Here is a 22,022-nt window from a genome sequence, read left to right on the forward strand (position 1 = left end):
AGCGATCGCCCAGAATTTTTGCCACAATCTGTAAAGGTCTCCTCCCTCCTCCCTCCTCTCTCCTCCCTCTTCCCTCTTCCCTCTTCCCTCCTCCCTCCCTCTGCCCATGTCGTCCCAAAACCCAAAAGAACGGCTGGAATTTGCCGAACCCACCCCATCGCCATTGGTAAGATTGCGAGATACCGAACGATCGCTGCGCCTCAAAACTGTGGAAACGATCGCTCCTCTCCTCCCCTCCGAAACCGCGATGAATTTGGGAGAAACTTCGCAAGCCGCCGACGAGTTTTTGGACGAATTGGCCAAGGTTGACCTCGACACCATCACCGACGCAGAACTCAAACCCGCTCGCATTATGGCAGGCTTGACCTTCACCGGGTTTAGCGGATTGATGCTGATGTTTTTACTGGTCTATTTGTCTAATCTGCACCCCGAATTGTCAGCCGTTGCTCAGATTCAAGCCTATTGGTATCAATATGTCTGGTTCATCAGTCTTGGCGTTGCAGGGTTAGCCGTCTTAGCACGAGAAGCCATGCGCCCCCCAGAAGATTAGCCTACAAATTCAAGCTACGAATTTAGTCTACGAATTTGGGTCGATCGCGCTGACTCTGACTAAGACTTTCCTCTAAAGCCGCCCAATTTTCCTGCTCGATCGTTCCAATAATCTGATCCAGCTTGTCTCGATAAACGGAGAGCGATCGCAGCACTTCAACAGTATTGTACTGAGCCATCATCACCCCCAATTCTGGATTGCCGCCCCCCACGCGACTGGTATCCCGAAACCCAGAACTTGCCAATGTTTGGGCGAGTTTCAATGCGCTGGAATCTGACTCACTGGTGCAGGCTGCAATCAAACTGGCGCTGACCATCACAGGCAGGTGAGAAATCCAGGCGACCGCCCGATCGTGATCCGCAGGTGAGCAGTGATAGAGACGGACTTGCAAAGGTTTGATGATCGATTCGACTAGAGCGATCGCATCTGGGGGCGTGGTTTCAGTTGGCGTGAGAACGTAAGGACTTCGGGCAAATAGTCCGTGCTGGGCCGCTTCGATGCCACTTTCTGCGGTGCCTGCCATAGGGTGTCCGCCTACAAAATTTTTCCACAGCGGCGAGATGTCCTGAACAACAGATTGTTTGACTGACCCCACATCGGTTAATACTGTGTTCAGAGAAAGATACGGAATCAACTGTGTAACCGTGGTGTAAAGATGGGCTAACGGTGTACAGAGGAAAATCACGTCCGTGTCTGCTAAAAATTTAAGGTCTACTCCCGCATCATCCACCGCTCCTCGCGTTACGGCAACCTGACAGGTTCGTTCTTGACGGCTGACTCCCAAAACTTCGTGACCCTGCGATCGCAGATCTAACCCCAGCGATCCCCCAATCAAACCCAATCCTACAATGCCGATTTTCATAAATGAAGATACGATTTCCCACCCCGTTATACAGGCTAATTCTGATTTGGATCTGGGTACGTTAATTCCAGCTAAACCGCAAATTTTCGGATATTTGGTCAAAGAGAATCTGAATGAAAGCTGAGGAAGTTCTTGAAAAGTATGGGGCAGGGTCAAGGGCGTTTTCTACCCTCAATCTCCGAGAAGCCAACCTCAGTGGAGTCAACCTGAGTGGAGCAGATCTCAGTCGCGCCGACCTGAGTATTGTCAATTTTACGGGTGCAAATCTCAGCCAAACCAACCTCAGTCAAGCCAACCTCAGCGTCGCCAAACTCAACGGCACTAATCTCAGCAGAGCCAACCTCACAGGCGCAAATCTCAACGTGGCAAACCTGACGCTGGCTGACCTGACGGGAGCAGACCTGACAAGCGCCCAATTGATCAAAGCCGAACTGACACGAGCCGAATTGAGCGGAGCCACCCTCAAAGGAGCCAATCTCAGCAATGCAGACCTGAGAGACACCAAACTGCGATACGCCAACCTGAGTCACGCAAATTTGAGTCGGGCCGACTTGCGCCATGCCGTTTTAACCTCCGCCAATCTAGAGCAGGCAAATCTGACGAGCAGTGATCTCAGTGGCGCTGATCTGACGGGCGTAGACCTCACTCAGTCCGAACTTAGACAAACCAATCTGAGCCGAGCCAACCTTCAAGGCGCAAATTTATCAGGGGCAAATTTACGGTGGGCTGATTTGAGCGGGGCAGATTTGCGGTGGGCCGATTTAAGCGGGACAAAGCTCAGTGGCGCAAATTTGACGGGAGCCGATCTCAGTCATGCCATTTTGCTGGATGCAACCCTGGTACATGTGGACTTAACGCGGGCAAATTTGGCGGGGGCTGATTGGGCCGGGGCCGATTTGAGTGGTTCGATGATGACGGGGGTTAAGCTACACGCCGTTCCGCCTTATGGAGTCAAGACCGAGGGGGCGACTTGCCGCTGGATCGATCTGAGTTTGAATGGCGATCAGAGTCGGGTCTACCAATTTTTGACCGATGACTGTCGCGAATATTTTAATGAAACACCGCCGACGGTGCAGATTGTGGTGGACGATCGCCTCGACACCGATGCTCACTGTGGGTTGGCCGTTACGTATGAACAAATTGCTCGACAGTGTGGCGCTTTGACCCCTCCCCCTAGTCTGACTGTTCGCCGCCGTCGCACGACGCTAACCTTTGAGCTAGAGCGAGACGAACAACTTTTCATTGCTGCCTACGTTGCGATATTTCCGTTTGATGATGCCAAGTTTGTTCAGAAAAATATTTTGGAGTTGATGCAGCAAATCCCGACGCAAGAGATGCACAACGGTTTGGGTAACGGTTCGAGTAACGGGTCAAGCATTCTGCGGCAGTTTCAAAAACTCGTAACTCGCTTGAGTCAGCAAACTCAGCAGGTAGACAGTGTAAAACTTTTGCAATCGATCCCGATCGCCATCAAAAAAATCCCCTTCTTCCAATCTCCGACCAAAATTACCCTACTCAACTCCAACAATCAAGCTCTGACGATCTATCACAATCCCCAGTTTGGCAAGCACTCCATTCCCTCCTCCAAAGCAGAGCCAAGTCTAAATCTGCCGCCCGTGAGAAAGTTTGAGTTACCCAGTGTCGAGCAAGCGATCGGCTTCATCAAAGGATTTCATCAATCCGGAAATCGAGATTGACGTGACGTGAATTCGATGGGGTTTCTACGCTTCGTTGTTTGGCGCTTCTCTCCCCAAGCTGCCAATTCTGGGGGACTTTAAGACCAAAATTTTGAGCCGACGCAAAATTCCCCAATTCGCATGGGATTAGCTGACGGCGACGATCAAAATATAGTCAATCATCAGCGAACCGCCTGCGACCAGTGCTGGCAACAGTCCGAGATTGCCACGGGCAACGATACAGGAACCGCCTCCCTGCGGGTAAGCGCGAATCGTCTGACGATAAGAAAGAATCACGATGATCAACAAGGCAATGATTGCGATCGCTACGGGCAGTGACCAACCCAATACCGACGCGCCTGTGCCTGTTGCAACCAAAACAATTAGAGTCGAGCGGCATAAGCGACCGTTGGAAGCACATCTGACGAAAGGACTGCCCACGCTGCTGAGTTGCTTAACCGTTCTTCTGCATGGGCACTAGTAGGAAGCGCTTTGCCCAATAACAGTTGCTTGACTTGAGAAAAGCTCATGAGAAGAAGTCACCTGAAATGTAAAAGGTAGTGCGAACTGCATCTTGAGAAGGCTCAATGGCGCGATCGTGGCGCTCATAGATCGATCGAAAGACTTCTAAACATCTCTCTATTTTGGCTCGGTATTCGCTACCCTGCGACGGATATGATCTGCACCACGAATTAGTACAGTAGATGAATGTTCTGAGTAAACTCTTTTATTTCAAGCGGGGTGAGGTGGATGAGTCTACGCGATCGCTTTAATCAATTTAGTGGTAAGACTCGCTTTGTGGTCTGCCGTCTATTCATTCACTTGGCGGGCAAAGAAGTCGCTCCGCTGTTGGGCGTTCTCAATCAAGCCGCGCGAGACGCAGTAGAGTCAGAAGGCGATATGCAAACCCTGGGCGAAGGACTGGTCGAACTCTGTCAAAGCCTATTGCAATATCAGACCTACTGGCAATCAGCAGCCAACGAAGGCGATGTGTTTTGGAGCGAGGGAGAAGCAGGCGACTATGTAAATGAGTTGTTTACCGACTCTGCCCAGCGCTACATGAGTGCCCCAGAATTGGCAAACGAGGCTGCGGATGATTTGGCGCTTCCGGTGACGCAGAACCTGGTCGTCATGATTACGATCGCCAGCGAAGGGGAAGTTCCCGATCTAGAAACCGATCTTGCCAGCATAAGCGCCCTGGGAACTGGACTCAAAGCCCTGATCAATCTGCACTATCAGGAGCGTCTACGAGCGGTTCAAGTTCACTTTTCACCCGCCAGCCTTGGAGAAGAACTCACCTCTGACCAGCTTTTAGAGTTTTTTCCAGAATTAATTCCCCTGTAACCACCACATTTTCTGTTAAACGTTGCTCTATTGAACTTTTGTTATCAGCTCATGAACTCACAACCCTTTATTAATCGGATTCGGTCTATGTCCCGACGTTTTTTAGTTCTCTCGATGTCTCTGGCTCTGTGTTGGACGACGATCGGCTGCGGCAGTTCCAGTCTCAGTGATCCCCAAGCCAGCCCCCAAGCTAACCGTGCGACCGAGACGCGCAATGGAGAAACCAAACTTCCTAATGGCCAGTATCCGCTTCAGCAGGCAACCTACAATGACGCTGATGGCGAGTATACGGTTTTGCTAAGAGACACGCCTCCTGGCACACCTTCCGCTTTCAGGACGACCAATTTGCCCCTAGCCCAACTGACCCCCGAAGAAATCAAAGCGGGACAAAAAGGCTACCTCAAGGTTGAGAATAATCAAGCCTCGCTGCACATTCCTGAAGACTTCAAAATTGAGTATGTCCACAATGTCACCGAGAATGTGACCAATCCTCAAACGGGTGAGCGTCAGACAGTCGTGGTGCGTCAAGAGCCAAGTTTTTGGACACCTTTTGCGGGAGCTTTGGCAGGTCAAGCGATCGGTAGCCTCCTGTTTCGGCCTCAATATTATGTGCCGCCCGTTTATCAACCCGGTATTCCTCTCAGTGGGTTTGGTGGTTATGGAAGCAGCTACAACCAAGCAGTCAACCGCTATCAACAGCGCTATCAGGCTCCTCCGGCCGCTGTGAGAAACCGTCAAGCCTTTCGTTCTACTGGACGGATCAATTCTCCAGGCTACAGCAATCCCACAGTTCGTCGCCCTGCTGTGAGAAACGATCGCCCCACCGGATCGGGGTATGGCTCTAGCACTCTACGCCGCTCTAATCGCTCAACCCCTAGTCGAGTCAACCGCCCTAGCTCGTTTGGTAGCGGTCGATCGCGTGTGGGTGGTAGAAGACGGTAGGAGAGGGATAAGGGATGAGGGATGAGGGACGAGGGATGAAGAAGTTTGGTGTGGTTTTTGATCCCCGATCACCTTCTTCAATAATCTACGCTACGAACGTGAAGCTGATCTGCTTTGTTTGACAAAGACAACCCAGGTGGCTTGCTGAATATAGAGAGAACGCCGATCGACTCCTAAAAACTAGGGAACGATTGGCGTTTTTAGTTGTCGATCGCGCCCAGCAAAGACCAAAACCCTGTTTAGCTCCTCCCTCCTCCCTCCATCCCTTCTCCCCGATTTTCTTGCAACATCGCTCCCCATTCAAGCGAAGATGGTAGACATCAGCCGACCTCTCAAAGAATTGTCTCTCTGTGGGAATGTCATCTGAGATAGAATTTGTAAGGTTTTTATAAACTGAGCCAATGGGATCAACGCAGGTAAGAATTGCAATTGATGCGATGGGCGGCGATCATGCCCCTACCGAAATTGTGGCTGGCGCACTCAGGGCACAAGCAGAACTGGGAGTCGAAGTCTTGTTGGTGGGCGATCCCCAGCAGGTTGAGGCAGCCTTAAAGCAACACACGCAGACTTCTACGATCGAGATTGTGCCGTCAGAAGGGACGATCGAAATGTCAGAAGAACCGCTCACCGCCCTGCGTCGTAAACCCAAAGCCTCGATTAATGTGGCAATGGATCTGGTCAAGAAAAAGCGGGCCGATGCGGTCGTCTCGGCAGGACATTCGGGGGCAGCGATGGCGGCGGCCTTGTTGCGGTTGGGCCGACTTCCGGGCATCGATCGTCCGGCGATCGGGGCCGTTCTCCCTACGCTAATCGCAGGTAAACCTGTGCTGATTCTGGATGTGGGCGCAAACGTAGACTGCCGACCCAAATTTCTTGAACAGTTTGCCCTGATGGGAACGATCTATTCTCAATATGTGTTGGGCAACACTGAACCCAAAGTCGGATTGCTAAACATCGGCGAAGAACCCAACAAGGGCAACGAACTGGCCCTACAAACCCATGAGATGTTGCAAGAAAACCCCCAAATCCCCTTTATCGGCAACGCAGAAGGGCGAGATGTGCTGTCGGGCAATTTTGATGTGATTGTCTGTGACGGCTTTGCGGGAAATGTGCTGCTCAAGTTTGCTGAAGCGGTGGGCGAAGTGGCTTTGCAAATTCTGCGCGAAGAGTTGCCCAGAGGTCTGCATGGGAAAGTGGGGGTCACCTTGCTGCGTCCCAATCTCAAGCGAATCAAGCAGCGCATGGATCACGCCGAACATGGGGGCGGTTTGCTTTTGGGCGTTGCGGGAATCTGCATTATCAGTCACGGCAGTTCTCAAGCGCCGACGATCTTTAATGCGGCCCGGTTGGCAAAAGACGCGATCGACAATCAGGTTCTTGATCGGATTCGCTCTAGCTATGAGCAGGCTGCTGTCAGCACTCAATCGGATAGCTAGAACGCAATTCGTCAGTTCCTCGTCACGATGGAGAAAAGATTTTGGAACAGTCAGGCGTAGGGATTGCAATTACCGGGAGTGGCTCGGCGACTCCTAGCGTGTCCCTTAGTAACGAGGCTTTGAGTCAGGTTGTAGAAACGTCGGATGAGTGGATCGCCTCTCGCACCGGAATTCGCCAACGCCGACTCGCAGAACCCGGATGTTCGCTGGTCAAGCTGGCAGTCGAGGCGGGAAGGGGCGCGATCGAGATGTCCGGCCTTTCCCCAATGGATCTGGATTTAATCATTCTCGCAACCTCGACGGCGGATGATTTGTTTGGCAGTGCGAGTCAGATTCAAGCTGAGTTGGGTGCGTCTAAAGCGGTGGCGTTTGATCTGACGGCTGCTTGTTCGGGGTTTGTGTTTGGCATGGTGACGGCTTCGCAGTTCATTCGCACAGGCGTTTATCAAAATGTGCTGCTGATTGGGGCGGATGTGCTGTCTCGCTGGGTTGATTGGTCAGATCGGCGTACCTGTGTGCTGTTTGGCGATGGAGCCGGGGCGGTGGTGATGCAGGCTAATTTGCACGATCGCCTGTTAGGGTTTGAACTCCGCAGCGATGGCACTCAAAATAACTGCTTGAATCTGTCGTATCAGTCTCAGCCCAAAAACCTGACGGATGATGTCACCATCAATCAAGGGACGTTTCACCCGATCACGATGAACGGGCAAGAAGTCTATCGCTTTGCCGTCAAAAAAGTGCCCGAAGTGATTGAGAAGGCCCTATTTCGAGCCAGCCTTGAGGTTGAAGAAGTCGATTGGTTGCTGTTGCATCAGGCTAATCAGCGCATTTTAGATGCAGTTGCCGATCGCCTCAAAATTCCTTCGAGCAAAGTGATCAGCAATCTTGCAGAGTATGGCAACACGTCGGCGGCCTCGATTCCTCTGGCGTTAGATGAAGCGGTTCGGCAAGGGAAGATTAAGGAAGGGCAAACGATCGTCACCTCTGGCTTTGGCGCAGGTCTAACTTGGGGAGCGATCGTCTTTCAGTGGGGCAGATAGAGGAGTGAGGAATGAGGGATGAAATAAGAGTTAGGCTTCTAAACAAAATCACTGATCATGAGCAAATCAATGTTGAAATATGAGCGAATCCATATTGGAGTTAGATGAAGATCTCGGCTTTTGCACATCGATAGAGGTTACTAAATCAAGTCTCTTTTCTCAAGGCATCAGTGTTACTTCCGAAGTCTTTGAGGATGATGCTTGCTTGTTCAGCGTATCCGTTCCCCCAGCAACCTCGAAGGAGTTTGCTCAACTGTGCAGTATTATCAGTGGAAATAGCAGCCGACAGGCAGAAGAGATGGACAGAGCAGCACCAATGCTGATTGAAGTTCCATATAGCAAAAACATACTTAGCTGGAGTTCAGAAAGGCAAGCCAAATTTGCAAGCGCTCTAGCTAATAGGTTTCTACGGGCGTACGAGCATACATATTTTGATGTATGGGTACCTAGGCATCGCCTTGATGGTCGCACAATTGTGATGATTGCACCTGAGGAGCAAAGACGACTGGAATACACACCAGTCATGCTCGACCTAAATGACATTCTTGAACATTATCTTCCTTCTCACGTAGACGTTGAAAAGCTCCACTTAGGGTACATGATGGGCTTACCAGACTCTATAAGCTCAAGTTGGCGAATCCTGATTGATGGAACTCGACATTTTGAAAACGGTAATCTACGCGAAGCAGTTCTCTGTGCTTGTTCATCTGCCGAGATCGTCGCCTCACCAGCAGTCGAATACTGGCTGGAGAAAAACACCCTAGCTGGTGGTAACGGTGTCAGAAATGCGGTTCGTGAAATGGGCAACCCACTTCGTTTTGATCTTTGTATTTCTGGTGCCTGTAGCAATGCATTTGTCGATGTTGAGGAGAAAGAGCGCAGAGATCTGCTTACAGAACTCCGCCATATGAATAGTTTGAGAAATGCAGTCGTACATCAAGGTGAAGAACCAGAAGCAACAGCAGCAGCAGCGGCACTACAAGCTGCTGCAAAGTTTGTGTGTAAGAACTGGCTTGCAACACTCGGACTTTGACGATAGAAGCCTAACAATTCTGTTGGAGCGGCGAGCAAAATCTTCGCATAAAGCTAATGCTTAACAGCCTCTCAAGGGCAACCTGCTAAACTGCTGAAATCGTTGGCAACGAGAGCCTCTGCATGGAATTTGAGTGGAATCCAGATAAAGCTATTATCAGTCTGAGAAAGCATAATATCTCTTTCCAAGAAGCTACGACCGTATTTGATGACTCGTTATCTGTGACATTTCCTGACCCTAATCATTCCATTGGGGAAAGCCGCTACATTATTATTGGGATGTCAGGGTTGGGGCAATTATTGGTTGTTTCCCACACCGATCGAGAAAACCAAACTCGCATCATCAGCGCTCGAAGAGCCACTCGCCAGGAAAGGATGTTTTATGAAGAAGGAAGTTGATGAGCTAGAAGATGAACTACGCCCTGAATACGACTTCTCCAAAATGGCGGGAGGGGTTAGAGGCAAATATGTTGAAAGATATCGGGCAGGAACAAACTTAGTTCTCTTAGATCCTGATATTGCCCAAGCTTTTCCGACTGATGCATCTGTAAATGAAGCATTACGATTATTGCTCCAGATCGCTCAACGCCAGCAGTCTAACAACCCGATTGAACCGACCTGAAGGGAGATATTGGTGGCGATGAAAGGGTTTGGATCAATGAGCATGGTTCAGAGATTCCAATGTCCCTTGAAACGAAGTACAAAGCAGTTGTAGTGTAAGCGTCACAACAATTCAGTTAGAGCGAACTTGCAAAGGTTGTCGATCGCAAAGTAACTTTTTATTTGAATTACGATATCAATGAAACCACATGAATCGTTAGTGTGGACGGCTGATTTTAGAGAGAGGCTTTGAGATGGAATGCCCGTGTTGTAAAGCTCAGATGCGTCGAGGCACCGCTCCTTTTAGCATTGATCGAAAGGGCTATCATGTTTCGTGGGATGCAATTCCTGCTTGGGTTTGCGATCAATGTGGCGAGTCGCTGTTTGAAACGCATGAAGTCGATGTGATTCAAGAGGCGCTTTCATTTCTAGATCGCGAAACGTTGGCGCTGGCTGGTTATTCGTCACGTCAGCAGCCCAACAACAATCCTGCTGCACCAAGACGGGTATAAGTTTGTCAGTAGAGTACAAATTTTTTGCGTTCGGTGAGGGGAAGCGTTAGAAACCTCCTTCATGTTTTGATAAGTACAAAGGACTTTGAATAGGCTGTAAAATTTAGGGCGTTGAACGGCCTTCAAAATCCAGAATTTGAAGTTTTTACTGATTAATGGCGAATGACTAAAACAGCGTGGGTGTTTCCGGGGCAAGGGTCGCAAGCGATCGACATGGGCGTTGATTTGCTTGAAATTCCAGAGGCGAAAGCTAAATTTGAACGGGCGGATCAGATTCTCGGCTGGTCGGTGGCTGAGGTGTGTCAGAGCGCAGACGATAAGGTGTCTCACACGCTGTATACGCAGCCTTGCCTGTATGTCGTAGAGAGCATTTTGGCGGACTTGCTCAAGGCAAAAGGGCATCAGCCTGATTTCGTCGCAGGTCACAGTTTGGGAGAATACACTGCCCTCTATGTGGCGGATGTGTTTAGCTTTGAAGACGGCCTGAAACTGATTCAGCGTCGCGCCGAATTGATGGATAGCGCCTCGGATGGCATGATGGCAGCCTTGTTGGGGTTCGATCGCACCCAACTCGAAACCGTCATTGAGCAAACTGCTGATGTAGTGTTAGCAAACGACAATAACGCCGGGCAGGTCGTGATCTCTGGCACACCCGTAGCGGTAGAATTTGTTCTCACTCAGGTTAAATCCAAACGGGCCGTCAAGCTAAATGTCAGTGGGGCGTTTCATTCGCCGTTGATGGCAGAGGCGGCGACGCAGTTCAAATTAGTGTTGGATGCGGTTGAGTTTCGATCGGCTCAGGTGCCCGTTTTGTCGAATGTCGATCCATTGCCCAGTACCGATGCGGCCGTTCTCAAAGATCGCCTCAATCGACAGATGACAGGAGCAGTGCGCTGGCGAGAAATCTCGTTGCAGTTGCCTTTAGAAGGAGTCGATCGCGTGGTCGAAGTCGGGCCGGGTAAAGTTCTCACGGGCATTATCAAACGCACTTGCCCCAATCTGGTGTTAGAAAATGTCAGCACTGTGGCCGAATTCCCTCAATAATGGGAGCGGTGGTTGCTAAAAACTATGCCGAACGATCGTGAGCCTTTCATTAGCCTTTTTCTATACCACTTGTTCAAGTGGTCGGTGGTGAGTCCTGCGCTGCATCTCTACTTTCGAGGGCGGATTTATGGATCTGAGCAGGTGCCCAAACGAGGACGGCTGTTGGTAGTGAGCAATCATGCCAGCGATTTTGATCCGATGTTGCTGTCTTGCTGTGTGGGTCGCCCCGTTGCCTACATGGCCAAAGAAGAACTGTTTCGGGTTCCGGGTCTCAAGCAGGCAATTACAGCTTATGGAGCCTATCCGGTGAAGCGAGGGGCGGGCGATCGTTCTGCGATGAAAGCGGCCATTGCCTCGATTGAATCAGGTTGGGCAACGGGCGTTTTTTTGGATGGCACTCGCACGGCTGATGGGCGCATTCAAGATCCCAAACTGGGTGCCGCCTGGATTGCTGCCAAAACTCAATCGCCGCTGTTGCCTGTGAGCCTGTGGGGGACTGAGCAGATCTTTCAAAAAGGCTCCGCCGTTCCGCGTCCTGTCCCCCTTACGGTGCGGATTGGTGAATTGATTTTGCCGCCAGAGTCGAGCGATCGCGCCCAACTCGAAGCCGTCACTCAGCGTTGTGCAGCAGCGATCAATGCGTTACATGATTTAGGACGATAACAGGACACTTTGAGCATGTCAGACTTGAAAGCAGAACTCACAGACTCGATCGATCAAGCCGAGTGGGAATGGTTGATGCCTCATTCTAAGCGAGACGCGGTGATCATCGTGGCTGCGGGATTAGACTTGGCGGATGTGGGGGTGGCGATCGTCAATGACAATACAAGCTCTGTCCAACACTGGATTGCAGAAGGGCTGTTGTATAAACCTTCTCCCCAACAAAAAGCCGACTGGAATCTCAATCAAACCAAACGATTTACAGCGCTAATTGTTCAACCCTATGTACTGATTCAGGAAGATACATCTTTAATTGATGAGTAGAAAGTGTATACAATTTTTTCAGCAGTTATCAGAGATTGAGCAATCTAATTTATTAGTGGGTTACCATCATTGTCCTACCCTAATTAACGTGAATTCGATGGAGTTTTTTCGCTTCGTTATTGAGCGCTTCGCCCCCTAAATCCCCCATTCTGAGGGACTTTGAATCAGCATAATTTCTTTGAACTCTGGAATTTTTTCTTGGTCAAAGTCCCCCAATTTGGGGGATTTAGGGGGCTGAAGCCGATTCAAACGAAGCGAGTCCCTCTCATCGAACTGATGTTAATTAAATAGAAATGGTTTGACAGAAAGAACTATGCGGTCTAACTCAGTTTTGTTAGCTTTGAGAAGATCATGCCCACACACCTTGTTTTCCTCACTAGAACAATCCTTTGCCAGAGCTTCTCCAATTCCTTCAAAACTCTTTTTAATATCGCTCCTTAATTTCTCTGGTTCAGACAACACTCCAAGAACAAATACTCTACTCTCTACATTTTCTGGAATCTGTTCCTTTACATAATTCAATCGGTTTTCATCTTCATCAAAATCAATCAGCAAAGCAATCATTCTATCCGGATACTGTTGCAGTGTAAAAGCATACTGATGAATAAACTTTTCTACTACATCTTTCCATCCTCTAGCCTCTGGTAAAACTTGTATCACACGGCTGTTGAGGCTTGGGTCAAGCAAAAAACCGATCGCAACCTGATGATTTGCATCATCTTCTGGCAACACAAGAAGGTGCGACTGATGCATGTCGATACTCATAATGCGATATCACCCAAGATCACAGTGTCTATTAGATCGCCTTTGATGGGTATGTCACTCAGCACTCTAACTAAACGTGAATTCGATGAAATCCTTCGCTGCCGTTACAAATCCGGGCAGCCCCTAAATCCCCCACAAGTAAGGGACTTTGAACGAAGGATAGTATCTAATAGTCCCCCAGATTGGGGGGTTGGGGGGCAGAAGCGCTGAAGACCGAAGCGAAAAACTCCTATCGAATTCACGTTAACTAACGTAGGTTCTAGATGACTTTTGCGATCGAGTACAAAGGTGTTTTCATTTGAAAACTTGCGGATAGTCTCCTCATCATGCGAAGTTGCTAAAATTTGACCTCTATTCTCAAACGATCGCCGCAATGATGTTACAAAGTGTCCGACTTCTGACAAAGAGAGATAGCTATCAGGTTCGTACCAGAAGCAGAAAAGTGGGCCGTAGTATTTGTTAGCTGCTAAGACAACAACACAAAGAAAGAAGCATTTTTCTCCATCAGACAGATCTTGGAAGTCAATGTTTAAACACGTGTTGTGTTGTTTCAACCGGACAATCATGCTCTTGAAGTCTTTGCCGATCAATTGACTTTGAATATCGTCGATGTCCGGCATTATCTCTCGAAGGTATTTGTCAACCTCTCTATAGGCAGCAGGATAGCGGCTGAGTAATCCAGAAAACCAGTTCCCAAAGTTTGAACCGTCTCGCCTTGGCTCCAAAGTTTCGCCATTAGAGTCTCCGGTGATCAGTCCTGAAATCGGGGACAAAATGATCAGACGTGCCAGCCAAGTCTTGAAAATATGAACTGGGTCGCTCTCTGATTGCTCTTGAATCAATGGCAGGGCGATCAGATGCCAGTCTACCCCATCTCCCTTTCACTGCTCACACCATTGAAGATCACTCTAAAGTCAAATCAATTTGTTGACGAATCAAGTCAGCCGATCGCTCTGCACTATCCACCACCGCAAGAGAGGCAGCTTGTTGGGCCATCTTTTGCAAATCGCTGGAATTTAATAGCGTCAGCACTTCTTCTTCTAAACTGTCTGGGGTCAAATCGGATTGGCGAAACATCTTAGCCGCGCCTGCTTTGACAAAGACCTCTGCATTAAAGGACTGGTGGTCTTCGGCTGCAAACGGGTAAGGAATCAGAATCGAAGGCGTGTGAGTGACGGCTAACTCTGTGAGGGTTCCTGCGCCCGATCGACTGATCGCCAAATCTGCTCGTCGAAACAGTCCCGCCATATTGTTGTAAAACGGCAAAGCTAGATAGTGCGGATGCTGAAGCGCTTTGGCGTTGGGGTCATTGTCTCCCGTCAGATGCACCACCCACGCCCCAGACTCAAACCAGCCCGACGATGCTTCTCGAACCATCTGATTGAGCGCCACCGCTCCTTGACTGCCCCCTACGACCACAATTAAGGGAACGTCTTGAGGAATCGGCAACTCTGCTAAAGCAGCCATCTCAGACCGGAACTGCGATCGCACCGGAGTCCCCACGCAAACCGTTTTGGCACGAGGCAAATGAGCCGCCGCCGCCTCAAATCCGATCGCCACCACGCTACACCACGGCGCAAACCAGCGAGTCACCTTTCCGGGCAGGGCGTTGGACTCGTGCAAAATGACGGGCAGGTTGAGCGATCGCGCCGCCAAAATCGCTGGAGCCGCGATATATCCTCCCGTCGTAAATACGCCATCAAAATTGCCCTGTTGGAGAATCTGTCTCACCTGACGAATCGAAGCAATCAGGCGCAACAGAACCTTAAACGTCCCTAGTCCCAATTTTTGCTGAAACCCGGCGACCGAAATCGTATGCAGCGGATAGCGATCGCCCACAAGCTGAGTTTCTAAGCGATCGGGGGTGCCCAACCATTCGATCTGATAATCGGGAAGCTGCTCGGCGGTGGCGATCGCAGGAAAGACGTGCCCTCCCGTTCCGCTGGCGGCAATTAACAAACGAGGCGACTTGTCGGTAGACTGCACAGTGTTTTCTGACGGCAGATCTGAAGGGGTTTGCACAAAGAAATGTAAGCGTTAAAGCAATTTTACAGCTATTTGAGAACTCCATCTTGAGAACTCCATCTGTTGTACTAGAAACCGTGGGGCTTGCATTCAAGATTAGCGGAGGGTCGGAAGGCGATCGCTTCCTTAGATGGACGTTTGAAACGTAGGAGCTGCTTTGCTTCGTTGCTGCCCTGCCCCCAGCGAGTGAATACAACAAACGATACTTTTCCAAACATTCTCTTAAGTTCTCTAAAAAGAAAGCTAGTTTTGATGAAGACACTGCTCGGTAAGTATAAGCACCATTGTTTGAAGTGCGAATTATGACTTAGCTTCTAAGTAATTCAGTTATCCACAAGGAACGTCTAATGCTCTCATTGACTTTGCGCCGTGCCCTCACTGCCACTTCGTTCGCCATTCCTGCCCTCTTGATCGGGATGCAAAGTGCCCAAGCCGAAGACCTTCAGTTCACACTGCACAACCGGAGTTCTAGCCCCATCACTCAGTTTTACGTCGAGTCAACCGAACTCAAGACTTGGGGAGACAACATTCTGACCGAGACGATCAACCCTGGCGAGTCGGCAACCGTGACGATCGCAGATGGTAAAAGCACCTGTATGTATGGCATTCGTGGCACGTTTGCAGATGGCGACGTGGTAGAAGAAGAAGACCTCAACCTCTGTGAATTGGGTTCCTACACGTACAACGACAAAAAGTAAGCCGCTTGATCGCTCACCATCAATTACTAAAGTTTGCCCTGCCTCGGTGGGGCTTTTGTTTTGGCGAGGAACCCGGACAACTGGCACACATTTTTGTAAATTGAGGAGTATATTATGTGAATCCGACTGACCTTCTCCCTACTTTTTGAGCAAGTCTTTATGCGCTATGTTTCTTTGCGGTCTGCTTCACCAGTCATCTCTTTGAGATCGCTCTTCACCCCGTCTCGTCCTGCTGTAAAGCGCTGGGGATTGTTGCTTTTGACGCTAGGGCTGGTCGTCGGTGGAGAATTATTGAGCGAACGAGCGATCGCTGCCCCACCCGAAACGGCCCCTCCTCAACTCAAAGAAGCGCTGACAAAAATTGACGCAGCCGCCAACAGCAAAAATGTACAGAATGTTCTCCAGTTCTATAGCCCCAGTTTCACCCACACGGACGGGCTGACGCGCCAAACCCTAGAACAGGCCCTCACCCAGCTTTGGAAGCAGTATCCCAACATTAACTACCGGACGGAGCTAAAATCCTGGCAAACCGATGGGCGAGGCATTCAAGCAGAAACGGTGACCTATATTACGGGCACTCAAACGGTGAATGGACAGCCCTCGAAGTTGAGTTCGATGTTGCAGTCTCGGCAGCGCTTTGAAGGGCAAAAAATTATTCAACAAGAAGTGGTGTCTGAGCGCAGTCAGATTACGTCGGGTGAAAATCCTCCAGATGTAAAAATCAATGTGCCGACTCAGGTGCGTGTGGGTCAAGAATTTAGCTTTGATGCGATCGTCGAAGAACCGTTAGGCAGCGATCTCCTATTAGGCAGTGTTTTAGAAGAACCTGTGAAGCCGAGCGGTTATTTGAACCCAACCACGGTCGATTTAGAATTGCTCACGTCGGGCGGCATTTTCAAAATTGGTCGCGCCCCCAATACGCCCAACAATCATTGGATTTCTGCGGTGCTGGTGCGACATGGCGGCATGACGATGGTGACACAGCGTTTGCGAGTGGTGGCTAATTCAGGGGTACCAGCAAAGTAAGGACGGCTTTAGCGAAACAGCCGAGCATCTTGACGGAGTAAGCCATGCCGAGACATGACATCGGCAACTTTGTCTGTGTCTCGCAGAATGCAGGAGTTGATCCAACGGTAAAACGAGTGACCCGACAAAATTTTACGGGCGCGGACAGTTCCCAGCAGGGTCGAGAGTGCATCAAGCTCTAACCAGTTGACGGCAAAATGCAGATAGGTAGAGTACTCGTCTACGCCGACTTCATCGCTCCTGGATGGATCAGGGGCATCTGGCCAACCCGATCGAAACTCATCGATCGCAGCCTCCACCTCATCGAGATCACAGGCACACAAAAACCAGTGCATCTGTTCATGCAAAAACACTGAGAGAAAGCGGTCTGGATCTCTAGCGTGCAGACTACCCAGCGATAAAATTGGATGGCTTGCCCCGCCGCGCCCCAAGGTCGAATCAAGACGAATCTGGCGCGTAAAGAGAAACGGTTCTAAGTCAAATCGAGTAGTGAAGTCTTGCAGAACAGTTGCAGCAAACTGGACTTCGAGATCATCCTGGACACATTCGATTTCTAGCATTTTGCAATCCTAGTATTCTAACGGTGCGGTTGGTCGCGATCGACTCATGCTTTCAGCCTAAAGAGTTTGATGCACGTTTGGTTAAGCTGGAGGCATGAGCAGAAAACCTCATTTAATTCTCGCTTTCAGACTCCTCTTGAGGTGGTGTTGAGCGATTCTTCCATCGTCCCGCTTTGCGAACGGACTCCATTAGCAAGTACTCAATTTGAGCATTGACACTGCGAAGATCATCCGCAGACCACTTTTCCAAGGCATCATAGAGCTTGGGATCGATCCGCAACAAAAATCGCTTCTTTTGACTCATGCGTATAAGGTTCCAGTGTTCACCACTGGTTGGGTATTTTGGTCAGACGTTAAGACAACCAGCAAATTATTGACCATCGATGCTTTGCGCTCTTCGTCTAACTCAACGATCCCTTCTGCGCTCAGTCGTTTGAGGGCTTCATCGACCATTCCGACCGCCCCTTCAACAATTTGGCGACGAGCATCAATGATCGCTTGGGCTTGCTGACGACGCAGCATCACTTGAGCCACTTCGGGGGCGTAGGCAAGATGTGAGAGTCGCGCTTCGATCACCTCAACGCCAGCGATCGTCAATCGAGCTTGTAGTTCTTCCCGCAGGGTTTGCAGAATCTCATCGGGCACGCCTCGCAAAGAAGAGGTTCCCGTCGGTGCATCGTAAGGATAACGCACGGCCAACGTCCGAATGGCGGTTTCGCTCTGGGTTGCAACGAATTCTTCGTAGTCGTTCACGGTGAAGCGCGATTTTGCTGAGTCTTGCACTTGCCAGACGACGACTGCTCCAATTTCGATCGGGCTGCCTTGTGCTTCGTTGACTTTCAAGATTTTGCTGTCGAAGTTGCGAATCCGCAGGGAGACTTTACGCTTGCCTGCAAAAGGATTGGCCCACCAAAATCCTGCTTCTCGAACGCTACCGATATAGCTGCCAAAGAGAGTCAAGACAACGGCTTCGTTTGGCTCAATGGTGAAGAATCCTGAGATTGAAGGCACTACAACGACGAGCAAAGTTGCAATAATCCAAGCCAAAAGTTCGGGGTCAAGCAGGTCATCCAGGTTATCTAGCCGACCTCCAAAGTGCTGTACCAAGCCCCAAATTCGCCAAGTGATCAGGGCTGTGATTGCTCCGAGTGTCCCTAATGCTAGAAATCCATTGAGCTTGAATGCTGAAGATTCTGCGATCGGCTTCATGAGAAGTCTCCTTGAGTCTGGTCGATACTAAAGTGATATCACTCTGAAATCAAAATGGCAAGAGCAAGCCGAATATTTCACAAAAAGGTGAATTGATGCAAGCTTTTCGCGTCGTTGTTCACGGCTTCTGCCCCCCAAGCTGCCAATTTTGGGGAACTTTAAGAAAAGAACTCTGGTTCAAAGTCCCTCACTCGTGGGGGATTTAGGGGGCGTTCCTGGAGGGGGCGTTCCTGGAGCTGCAAGCGATGCTAAATTCGTTTAACTTCTGGTAACTTTATTTGCTGTAAACTATCAATTTTTTGTTAACGCTCACATGCTGTTTTCTATTAAATTTTTAGTTCAGTAGTTTCTTTAATGTGAGCTTGAATGATCTAAATCTGAATAATTTTTTGATCTGAGTGCCTTGTGATCTTTGTTGTTCTTATTCTGTCGCTTTCAGTCTGCGGGATCAAATTAGCGAAAGTGAGGAATTCCGCCCGCTACCCGACAAGTCGCTCAAGCTACAATAAGCAAACAACTGTCTCAACAGTCCTAGCGGAGAGGCTTTCCATGCAATCACCCACTCTATTGATCTCAAAAGAACTGCCCAGCTTGAAATACACTTATACGCCCGATCGCTTTGACGAAACCTGGGAAGCACCCCTCTCAATTCTTCTCGGACTCGGACGGGCCGCAGGGGCTGACTTTATTGAGTTTTTTCTAGAACGAGTTAACTACATTAGCTGCATGGCCGAAGATGATGCCATTACCAGCATTTCGCCTCGACTCTCGACGGGGGCAGGGGTGCGGGTGTTTCGCGGTAAAGCCGACTGCTATGTTAGCACCAATGATCTGTCATTCAATGGTCTCAAAGCTGCGTTAGAGAAAGGCTTGTCCATCATGGGCTTGCAGCTTCCTACGCCCAACGCCTTTATCCCCGAAATCAATCTCGAACTGCTCCGAGACTACGCCGTCAAAAAGGGCAAAGAAGCCTGGTTAGCCAACTGTAGCTCGATGCGAGAAATGAGCGATGTGCTACTGGCAGCCAATGGTGAACTGGCGACCAAAGCTCAACATGTGCAGTCTCGTCGGGCCGTCTACTTCCGCGATTGGCAAGAAGTGTTGGTGGCTTCCAGTGACGGCACGTTTGCACGAGACATTCGCCTGACGCAATCGGTCGGTTACAGTCTGCTCTGCGCCGATGGCACTAATCGATCGTCGATCAACAAGCGAGTCGGCAGCACCAGTGATCCTGCATTCTTGAGAACCTGGGTATATAGCAAAGATGCTGAAGAAGTGGCAGAGTCCGCTTCCAAAATGCTGTATGCTGACTATGTTGAGTCGGGCACTTATCCGATCGTCATGGCTAATGAATTCGGCGGTGTTATCTTCCACGAAGCCTGCGGTCACTTGCTTGAAACGACGCAAATCGAGCGCAAAACTACGCCCTTCATCGACAAAAAAGGCGAAAAGATTGCCCACGAAAACCTGACCGCCTGGGATGAAGGACTGACCGGAGACGCATTCGGCACGATCGACATGGACGACGAAGGAATGCCCGCCCAGCGCACTCTATTGATCGAAAATGGAATTCTCAAGAACTTTATTGCCGATCGTGCAGGCTCCACTCGTACCGGACATCCTCGAACCGGAAGTGGTCGTCGTCAAGGCTACACCTACGCAGCAGCGAGTCGGATGAGAAACACCTACATTGCACCGGGCGAGTATTCTCTGGATGACTTGTTTGGTTCCATTGAAAAGGGCATCTATTGCAAAAAGATGGGTGGCGGCAGCGTCGGGCCGACCGGACAATTCAACTTTGCGGTAGACGAAGCTTATTTAATCGAAAACGGCAAACTCACCAAACCGCTCAAAGGTGCCACGCTGATTGGCGAAGCCGTTGACATCATGAACAAAATTTCCATGTGTTCCAACGATTTGGGATTGGCGGCTGGCTTCTGCGGTTCCGTAAGTGGCAGCGTCTACGTCACCGTCGGACAGCCTCACATCAAAGTTGACTCAATCACCGTCGGCGGACGCTAGGCAGCAAATCAATCAAAGCGGATGGTTACCGCTAGACTTAGCAGCCCATCCGTTTCGATCCTACTGTGTATCCATGAGTTGATTTGACTCGTCATTGCCAAGATGCTTCGCCCCCTAAATCCCCCATTCTGGGGGACTTTGAGAAAGAAAGGCTTCTAGAATTCAACGCAATTTCTCAGTTTAAAGTCCCCTACTTGTGGGAGATTTGGGAGGCAGAAGCAGATCGAAACGAAGCGATTAACGATTTGCGTGTACACAGCCGCTCAGTTATCTTCTCCGCATCATCTCTACACTTTCTAATTTCCCATGCCAAATATTACAGAAATTGCTGCTTACGCTCAGGATAGCGCTCAAAGATTGGGCATTCAGAAGTACGACGTGTATGGCGCGTCGATCGATGAAACCAGCGCTCAAGTCGATCAAGGCGAACCTCAACAGGTCAAAGCCTCCAATCGTTCTAGTGTCACCGTCCGCGTTTGGAATGATGACAATAGCGTTGGAGTCACTTCGACCACCGATGTCGATCCCGCAGGCTTAGAACTGGCGCTCAAAACAGCTCATGAAGCAAGTTTCTTTGGCGTTCGTGACAATGTGCCCGACTTTAGCCCCGAATCGACCGCACCCACGGCTACTCATACCGAAGAGAAATCTCCCCAGGCACCCGTCTCGACGCTGCTCGAAAAGCTGATCGTCGCCGAAAAAGAACTGATGTCGGCTCACCCTGCGATCAAGTCAGTGCCTTATAACGGATTGGCTCAACGGGATATCGATCGCTTCTATCTCAACAGTGCTGGAGCCGTTCGCAATGAATCTCATTCGGTTGCTTCGCTCTATCTCTACACCAAAACCGAAGAAGAAGGACGCAAACCTCGCAGCGCAGGGGCATTTCGCGTCAGCTATGGCTTAGACAAACTCGATATTGATGGTTGCCTCAAAGAAGCCGCCGAAAAAACCATCAGCCACCTTAACTACGAGAAGGTGAAAACGGGCAAGTATCGCGTCGTCTTTTCACCAGAAGCCATTCTCGGTCTGATTGGTGCATTCTCCAACCTGTTTAATGCCCAGAGCATTCTGGATAAGCAGAGCCTTTCTACACCCGAATCTTTGGGATCTCAAATTGCCTCTCCTTTGCTGTGTCTCTGCGATGATGCCCTGCACCCAGAAAATGTCGGGGCTGAAACCTTTGACGGGGAGGGCACTCCGACGCGCCGCATTCCCCTGATTACCAACGGCGTATTGTCCAACTTTCTGCACAGCGCTGGAACCGCCAAACGCATGAACGCCCAGCCGACAGGACACGCTAACATGGGCGCAAAGGTGACAGTTAGCCCTCACTTTTATCACATTTTCCCTGGCGAACCTGCCACCCAGGAATACAGTCTAGACACTGCCGATAATGTGATTTTGATTGATGACTTGAGCGCGCTCCATGCGGGAGTTCAATCGCTGCAAGGCTCATTCTCGCTACCGTTTGACGGCTGGCTAATTCAAAACGGCAAACGTATCAGCATCGAATCTGCCACCGTTGCAGGCGACATTCGCGAAGTGTTGAATTCAATCATCTATGTTGAGAAGGATTTAGAATTCACGGGGTCAGGCGTTGCGCCAAGAGTCTGGGTTGATAGTTTGTCGATTACGGGTGAATAAAGTCAGACTGTAAGCACGGATCTCTGAGTTCTTTAAGGGCTTGGAGAT

The 22,022-nt window shown here is 49.9% G+C and carries 26 protein-coding genes; 17 read left to right on the forward strand and 9 right to left on the reverse strand.

The genetic code is table 11. The annotated features are described in order from the left end of the window. Positions 1-106 precede the first annotated feature (106 nt). Positions 107-550, forward strand: a complete 444-nt coding sequence (locus tag ACJ2PR_RS04320) for a hypothetical protein (RefSeq protein WP_446861338.1) — start codon at positions 107-109, stop codon at positions 548-550. A 22-nt stretch (positions 551-572) separates the two neighbouring features. On the opposite strand, the gene ACJ2PR_RS04325 is transcribed toward ACJ2PR_RS04320, so the two are convergent. Next, a complete protein-coding gene (locus tag ACJ2PR_RS04325; protein WP_446876065.1) occupies positions 573-1,412 on the reverse strand; it encodes a prephenate/arogenate dehydrogenase in 840 nt (279 codons plus the stop codon). Between the two features lie 113 nt (positions 1,413-1,525). On the opposite strand from ACJ2PR_RS04325, the gene ACJ2PR_RS04330 reads away from it, so the two are divergent. Then, on the forward strand, positions 1,526-3,109 hold the full coding sequence (locus ACJ2PR_RS04330; RefSeq protein ID WP_446876066.1) for a pentapeptide repeat-containing protein: 1,584 nt from the start codon (positions 1,526-1,528) through the stop codon (positions 3,107-3,109). A 126-nt stretch (positions 3,110-3,235) separates the two neighbouring features. Here the strand turns inward: ACJ2PR_RS04330 and ACJ2PR_RS04335 are convergent, their stop codons facing one another. Both ACJ2PR_RS04335 and ACJ2PR_RS04340 read right to left on the reverse strand, forming a co-directional pair. Continuing rightward, positions 3,236-3,466 carry a hypothetical protein gene (locus ACJ2PR_RS04335; protein WP_446876067.1) on the reverse strand — a complete coding sequence of 77 codons (231 nt, stop codon included), beginning with the start codon at positions 3,464-3,466 and terminating at the stop codon, positions 3,236-3,238. A gap of 5 nt (positions 3,467-3,471) precedes the next feature. Further along, positions 3,472-3,618: a hypothetical protein gene (locus ACJ2PR_RS04340; protein WP_446876068.1), complete on the reverse strand. Its 147-nt coding sequence runs from the start codon at positions 3,616-3,618 to the stop codon at positions 3,472-3,474. A 220-nt stretch (positions 3,619-3,838) separates the two neighbouring features. On the opposite strand from ACJ2PR_RS04340, the gene ACJ2PR_RS04345 reads away from it, so the two are divergent. The 11 genes from ACJ2PR_RS04345 (at position 3,839) to ACJ2PR_RS04395 (ending at position 12,022) form a co-directional block, all read left to right on the forward strand. Beyond that, a complete protein-coding gene (locus ACJ2PR_RS04345; protein WP_446876069.1) occupies positions 3,839-4,432 on the forward strand; it encodes a DUF1517 domain-containing protein in 594 nt (197 codons plus the stop codon). An 87-nt stretch (positions 4,433-4,519) separates the two neighbouring features. Next, positions 4,520-5,374 carry a hypothetical protein gene (locus ACJ2PR_RS04350; RefSeq protein ID WP_446876070.1) on the forward strand — a complete coding sequence of 285 codons (855 nt, stop codon included), beginning with the start codon at positions 4,520-4,522 and terminating at the stop codon, positions 5,372-5,374. Positions 5,375-5,775: 401 nt separating this feature from the next. Continuing rightward, on the forward strand, positions 5,776-6,810 hold the full coding sequence (gene plsX / locus ACJ2PR_RS04355; RefSeq protein WP_446867663.1) for a phosphate acyltransferase PlsX: 1,035 nt from the start codon (positions 5,776-5,778) through the stop codon (positions 6,808-6,810). A gap of 41 nt (positions 6,811-6,851) precedes the next feature. Further along, the gene (locus tag ACJ2PR_RS04360) at positions 6,852-7,850 is read left to right on the forward strand and encodes a beta-ketoacyl-ACP synthase III (protein WP_446876071.1); all 999 of its coding nucleotides are present in this window, start codon (positions 6,852-6,854) and stop codon (positions 7,848-7,850) included. Between the two features lie 79 nt (positions 7,851-7,929). Further along, positions 7,930-8,883: a hypothetical protein gene (locus tag ACJ2PR_RS04365; RefSeq protein WP_446876072.1), complete on the forward strand. Its 954-nt coding sequence runs from the start codon at positions 7,930-7,932 to the stop codon at positions 8,881-8,883. Positions 8,884-9,005: 122 nt separating this feature from the next. Then, complete coding sequence (locus ACJ2PR_RS04370) at positions 9,006-9,281, forward strand: BrnT family toxin (protein ID WP_446876073.1); 276 nt, start codon at positions 9,006-9,008, stop codon at positions 9,279-9,281. Then, a complete protein-coding gene (locus ACJ2PR_RS04375) occupies positions 9,265-9,504 on the forward strand; it encodes a hypothetical protein (RefSeq protein WP_446876074.1) in 240 nt (79 codons plus the stop codon). Before ACJ2PR_RS04370 ends, ACJ2PR_RS04375 begins: the two co-directional genes overlap by 17 nt. 232 nt (positions 9,505-9,736) lie before the next feature. Beyond that, positions 9,737-9,994, forward strand: coding sequence for a YgiT-type zinc finger protein (locus ACJ2PR_RS04380; protein WP_446867659.1), 258 nt, complete (start codon positions 9,737-9,739; stop codon positions 9,992-9,994). 162 nt (positions 9,995-10,156) lie between these two features. Then, complete coding sequence (fabD, locus tag ACJ2PR_RS04385; RefSeq protein WP_446876075.1) at positions 10,157-11,038, forward strand: ACP S-malonyltransferase; 882 nt, start codon at positions 10,157-10,159, stop codon at positions 11,036-11,038. 24 nt (positions 11,039-11,062) lie between these two features. Continuing rightward, on the forward strand, positions 11,063-11,701 hold the full coding sequence (locus ACJ2PR_RS04390; RefSeq protein ID WP_446876076.1) for a lysophospholipid acyltransferase family protein: 639 nt from the start codon (positions 11,063-11,065) through the stop codon (positions 11,699-11,701). Between the two features lie 15 nt (positions 11,702-11,716). Continuing rightward, positions 11,717-12,022, forward strand: a complete 306-nt coding sequence (locus tag ACJ2PR_RS04395) for a DUF2288 domain-containing protein (protein ID WP_446876077.1) — start codon at positions 11,717-11,719, stop codon at positions 12,020-12,022. 279 nt (positions 12,023-12,301) lie between these two features. Here ACJ2PR_RS04395 and ACJ2PR_RS04400 read toward each other — a convergent pair whose 3' ends face one another. The 3 genes from ACJ2PR_RS04400 to murG form a co-directional block, all read right to left on the reverse strand. After that, the gene (locus ACJ2PR_RS04400) at positions 12,302-12,775 is read right to left on the reverse strand and encodes a hypothetical protein (RefSeq protein ID WP_446876078.1); all 474 of its coding nucleotides are present in this window, start codon (positions 12,773-12,775) and stop codon (positions 12,302-12,304) included. Positions 12,776-12,891: 116 nt separating this feature from the next. Then, complete coding sequence (locus tag ACJ2PR_RS04405; protein ID WP_446876079.1) at positions 12,892-13,629, reverse strand: AAA family ATPase; 738 nt, start codon at positions 13,627-13,629, stop codon at positions 12,892-12,894. Positions 13,630-13,690: 61 nt separating this feature from the next. Continuing rightward, on the reverse strand, positions 13,691-14,809 hold the full coding sequence (murG, locus tag ACJ2PR_RS04410) for an undecaprenyldiphospho-muramoylpentapeptide beta-N-acetylglucosaminyltransferase (protein ID WP_446876080.1): 1,119 nt from the start codon (positions 14,807-14,809) through the stop codon (positions 13,691-13,693). A 350-nt stretch (positions 14,810-15,159) separates the two neighbouring features. Here murG and ACJ2PR_RS04415 point away from each other — a divergent pair, with 350 nt between their 5' ends. Together ACJ2PR_RS04415 and ACJ2PR_RS04420 are read left to right on the forward strand one after the other, a co-directional pair. Then, positions 15,160-15,510 (forward strand): hypothetical protein, encoded by a 351-nt coding sequence (locus tag ACJ2PR_RS04415; protein WP_446861317.1) that lies wholly within the window; start codon positions 15,160-15,162, stop codon positions 15,508-15,510. Between the two features lie 159 nt (positions 15,511-15,669). After that, the gene (locus ACJ2PR_RS04420) at positions 15,670-16,536 is read left to right on the forward strand and encodes a nuclear transport factor 2 family protein (protein WP_446876082.1); all 867 of its coding nucleotides are present in this window, start codon (positions 15,670-15,672) and stop codon (positions 16,534-16,536) included. An 8-nt stretch (positions 16,537-16,544) separates the two neighbouring features. Here the strand turns inward: ACJ2PR_RS04420 and ACJ2PR_RS04425 are convergent, their stop codons facing one another. The 3 genes from ACJ2PR_RS04425 to ACJ2PR_RS04435 all read right to left on the reverse strand — a co-directional run bounded on the left by ACJ2PR_RS04425 (position 16,545) and on the right by ACJ2PR_RS04435 (position 18,305). Then, positions 16,545-17,096, reverse strand: a complete 552-nt coding sequence (locus ACJ2PR_RS04425) for a hypothetical protein (RefSeq protein WP_446876083.1) — start codon at positions 17,094-17,096, stop codon at positions 16,545-16,547. Between the two features lie 112 nt (positions 17,097-17,208). Then, entirely contained in the window at positions 17,209-17,400 is a 192-nt protein-coding gene (locus ACJ2PR_RS04430; protein WP_446861314.1) for a hypothetical protein, read from the reverse strand. Next, on the reverse strand, positions 17,397-18,305 hold the full coding sequence (locus ACJ2PR_RS04435) for an SPFH domain-containing protein (protein ID WP_446871444.1): 909 nt from the start codon (positions 18,303-18,305) through the stop codon (positions 17,397-17,399). The genes ACJ2PR_RS04430 and ACJ2PR_RS04435 overlap by 4 nt, the downstream gene beginning before the upstream one ends. A 549-nt stretch (positions 18,306-18,854) precedes the next feature. On the opposite strand from ACJ2PR_RS04435, the gene ACJ2PR_RS04440 reads away from it, so the two are divergent. Both ACJ2PR_RS04440 and ACJ2PR_RS04445 read left to right on the forward strand, forming a co-directional pair. Beyond that, positions 18,855-20,327 carry a TldD/PmbA family protein gene (locus tag ACJ2PR_RS04440; protein WP_446876084.1) on the forward strand — a complete coding sequence of 491 codons (1,473 nt, stop codon included), beginning with the start codon at positions 18,855-18,857 and terminating at the stop codon, positions 20,325-20,327. Positions 20,328-20,633: 306 nt separating this feature from the next. Continuing rightward, entirely contained in the window at positions 20,634-21,974 is a 1,341-nt protein-coding gene (locus ACJ2PR_RS04445; RefSeq protein WP_446871440.1) for a TldD/PmbA family protein, read from the forward strand. Positions 21,975-22,022 lie beyond the last annotated feature (48 nt).

It is taken from the genome of Phormidesmis sp. 146-33 (assembly GCF_052939515.1).